The 3,560-nt window shown below is 67.4% G+C and carries 3 protein-coding genes and 1 pseudogene; all 4 read left to right on the top strand.

Going from position 1 to position 3,560, the window contains the following annotated elements:
- The coding region (locus A5646_RS11845) for an MmgE/PrpD family protein (RefSeq protein ID WP_067021836.1) at window positions 1–1,172 on the top strand (1,172 nt) is incomplete at its 5' end.
- Window positions 1,173–1,182: 10 nt separating this feature from the next.
- Window positions 1,183–2,070, top strand: a complete 888-nt coding sequence (locus A5646_RS11850) for an oxaloacetate decarboxylase (RefSeq protein WP_067021838.1) — start codon at window positions 1,183–1,185, stop codon at window positions 2,068–2,070.
- Window positions 2,061–3,308, top strand: coding sequence for an aconitase/3-isopropylmalate dehydratase large subunit family protein (locus A5646_RS11855; protein WP_066877441.1), 1,248 nt, complete (start codon window positions 2,061–2,063; stop codon window positions 3,306–3,308). The genes A5646_RS11850 and A5646_RS11855 overlap by 10 nt, the downstream gene beginning before the upstream one ends.
- Window positions 3,305–3,560 (top strand): annotated as a pseudogene (locus A5646_RS11860) (3-isopropylmalate dehydratase); the annotation flags it as partial. The gene A5646_RS11855 and the pseudogene A5646_RS11860, both read left to right, overlap by 4 nt.

The raw sequence follows: 3,560 nt of genomic DNA on the forward strand, positions 1-3,560 counted from the left end.
CCGCGGCCGCGGTGCTCAACGGCACGTTCATCCAGGGTTTCGAACTCGACGATTTCCATCCGCTGGCCCCGCTGCACAGCTGCTCGCTGCTCATCCCGGCGCTGCTGTCGACGGCGTCGACACGCCCGGTGCCGACGACCGGGGCCGACCTGGCACTGGCGGCCATCGTCGGGTTCGAGGTGGGTCCGCGCGTCGGCTACACCCTGCACGGCACCCAAATGCTGGACCGCGGATGGCATTCGGGACCCGTCTTCGGCACCCATTCGGCGGCAATGGCGTCCGGCAAATTGCGCGGCCTGCCACCGGCGCAGCTGGAGGACGCCCTGGGTTTGGCCGCAACCCAGTCGGCGGGTTTGATGGCCGCTCAATACGAAGCGATGAGCAAACGCATGCACCACGGCCTGGCCGCCCGCAACGGCTTCTACGCTGCGGGTCTGGCGGCCGGTGGTTACACCGGAATCAAGCGGGTGTTCGAGCGCGAATACGGCGGCTTCCTCAGCGTTTTCGGTGAGGGCCACAACCCGGATGCCGCGGCGCTGACCGGCGAGCTCGGCCAGCGCTGGGAGACCACCGTCATCATGGTCAAATCCTATGCGGCGATGGGTGGGCTGCACGGCGCCATCGACGCCGCCCGGGAATTGCGGAATTCGATTGCACCGGAAGATATCTCGTCGGTCGACATCACCGTCGGGGAGACCGTGTACAAGCACGGGTGGTGGCAGCCGCAGCGCCCGCTCCCCCCGATCGGGGCCCAGATGAACATCGGGTACGCCACCGCGGCCGCGCTGCTCGACGGCAACGTGCTGCCCGAACAGTTCACCCCCGCGCGCCTTGATGCCGACGACATCTGGTCACTGATCGCGGCCACCACGGTGCACCTCGACGAATCGCTGGCCGACGCCGGCATCACCGAGAAGTTCCGCACCGACCTCGCGGTGACCACCCGGGATGGAACCGTGCACCGTGCGCGCGTCGCCCTGCCGCACGGCGCGCCCGACGATCCGGTCACCAACGACGAACTGGTGGCCAAGTTCCACGCCCTGGCCGACCGGGTCACCAGTCGCGGCCGCGCCGCGGCGATCGAGCGCGCGGTGACCGGGCTCGACGACCTGACCGACATCAACGACCTCATCGATGTGCTCGCCGGCCCCGTCGCGGGCGCACTGGACTGAAAGGACTCGGATGGCGACAACACCGGCCCGCTCTCGGCTCAAAGAATTGTTGAACAAGCGCGAATTGATCGTCGCGCCGGGCGTTTTCGACGGAATATCGGCACACCTGACCAGACGGACCGGACACGTCGCGGCATATCTGACCGGCGCCGGTGTGGCCGCGTCGGGATTCGGACTGCCCGACATCGGCCTGGTCACCGCGACGGAAATGGCCGATCGGGTCGCGATGGTCACCGACGCCCTGGGCGACGTGCCGCTGATCGCCGACGCCGATACCGGCTATGGCGGACCCATGAACGTGGTGCGCACCGTCCGTTCCTACGACGCGGCCGGGGTGGCCGCCATCCAGTTGGAGGACCAGGTATTTCCCAAACGCTGCGGGCACCTGCCGGACAAGCAGGTCGTCGACGCGACGGTGTTCGAACGGACGCTGGCGGCCGCACTGGATGCCAGATCCGACGACAACCTGCTGGTGGTGGCCCGCACCGACGCGCGCGGCCCACTCGGGCTGGACGCCGCGATCGAGCGCGCCAACCGGTACGCACAAGCCGGGGCCGACATCATTTTCGTCGAGGCGCCGCAGGACGTCGGCGAAATCGAGCGCATCGCAGCCGAAGTGGACGCCCCCCTGCTGATCAACCTGGTGCTCGGCGGCCTCACACCGTTGCAGTCGGCGTCGCGCCTGCAGGAGTTGGGTTACGCGATCGCCATCCATCCGAGCAATCTGTTGATGCAGACGACGTTCGCCATGCTGCAGAGCCTGTGCGAACTCAACGGCACCGACCTCGCCGCCCAGCTGCCGAGCTCCCCGGAAGACTTCTTCAACCTGGTGGGCATGGCGCAATGGCGGGCGCTCGACGACAAGTACGCACAGATCGGGGACCGCTCATGGGCATGACCGTCATCGAAAAGATCTTCGCCCGCAAGGCCGGGTTGGACTCGGTGGCCCCGGGTGACACCGTCGTGGTCGACGTGGACATGACCGTCCTGATCGACCTGCAGTTCGGCACCATGTGGATACAGCCCAACCGAATTCACGATCCCGACAAGCTCGCGGTGATCATGGATCACGCCGTGCCCGCCCCGACCATCAAGGACGCCGAGGGCGGTCAGCACGCCCGCAGCTTCGTCGCCGACTTCGGCATCGAGCGCTTCTACGACGTCGGCCGCCACGGCATCTGCCATCAGGTGATCGCCGAGAACGGCTTGGCGCGCCCGGGAGAACTGTTGGCCTGCACCGACTCACATACCTGTGCGGCCGGCGCGTACAACACCGCCGCCCGTGGCCTGGGTCCCGCCGAGATCTATTCGATCATGTGCACCGGCTCCACGTGGTTCCAGGTCGCGCCGACGATCCGCTACGAATTCGACGGCGCCAAGCCGGACGTGGTGAGCGGCAAGGACATCTTCCTGCACATCGCCAACGAGTACGGCGATGCGCCCAATCAGAACCTCGAATTCGGCGGGCCCGGCCTGGCCGGCATCCCGATGCACGACCGGCGGACCATCGCGACGCAGGGCGCCGAGGTGTCGGCCGATTTCAGCACATTCGAGCCCGACGATGTGTTGGCGTCGTTCCTCGCCGAACGCGGCGTCACCGGATTCGAGGCCGTCTCACCGGATTCCGATGCCGCCTATCAGGACGTGCGGCGAGTGGACCTGGCGGCGCTGGAACCGTACGTGGCGCGGCCGGGCACCGTCAGCCGCAACGGATCGCCGGTATCACGATTGGGCAGACAGAAAATCGATCAGGCCTTCATCGGTTCCTGCGCCAACGGACAACTCGAGGACCTGCAGATCGCCGCGCAGGTGTTGCGCGGCAAGACCGTTGCGCCGGGCGTGCGGCTGCTGATCACGCCCGCGTCCCAGGCCGTGTACCGCGAGGCCATGCGTCGCGGCTACCTTCAGGACCTCGCCGACGCCGGCGCCGTCGTCACCAACTCCACCTGCGGCGCCTGCTTCGGCTACCACATGGGTGTGGTGGGGCCCGGCGAGGTCTGCATCACGGCCAGCACCCGTAACTTCACCGGGCGCATGGGCAGCAACGAGGCCGAAATCTTTATGGCCTCCCCGGCCACCGTCGCCGCATCCGCGGTCACCGGCTACATCAGCGACCCGAGGAGTGTGACCGCATGACACTGCGCTTCAGCGGCAAGGTATGGGTGTTCGGCGACAACCTGAACACCGACGCCATGTATCCGGCGTTCGCCATGAAGATGGATCCGGCCGAGGCCGCCAAGCACATCTTCTACGAGGTGCGGCCCGGCTGGACCGACGACGTCTCCCCCGGCGATATCGTGTTGGCCGGCAAGAACTTCGGGCTCGGCTCGTCACGCCCGGTGGCGGCGCTGTTCGTCGAACTCGGCGTCGCCGGCCTGGTCGCCGAGG

The sequence above is a fragment of the Mycobacterium sp. 1245499.0 genome (assembly GCF_001673615.1).
Taxonomy (GTDB): domain Bacteria; phylum Actinomycetota; class Actinomycetes; order Mycobacteriales; family Mycobacteriaceae; genus Mycobacterium; species Mycobacterium europaeum_A.

Bases quoted from the DNA above. Each gene is read 5' to 3' on its own strand.
- A5646_RS11850 (WP_067021838.1), top strand. From the start codon at position 1,183: ATGGCGACAACACCGGCCCGCTCTCGGCTCAAAGAATTGTTGAACAAG.
- A5646_RS11855 (WP_066877441.1), top strand. From the start codon at position 2,061: ATGGGCATGACCGTCATCGAAAAGATCTTCGCCCGCAAGGCCGGGTTG.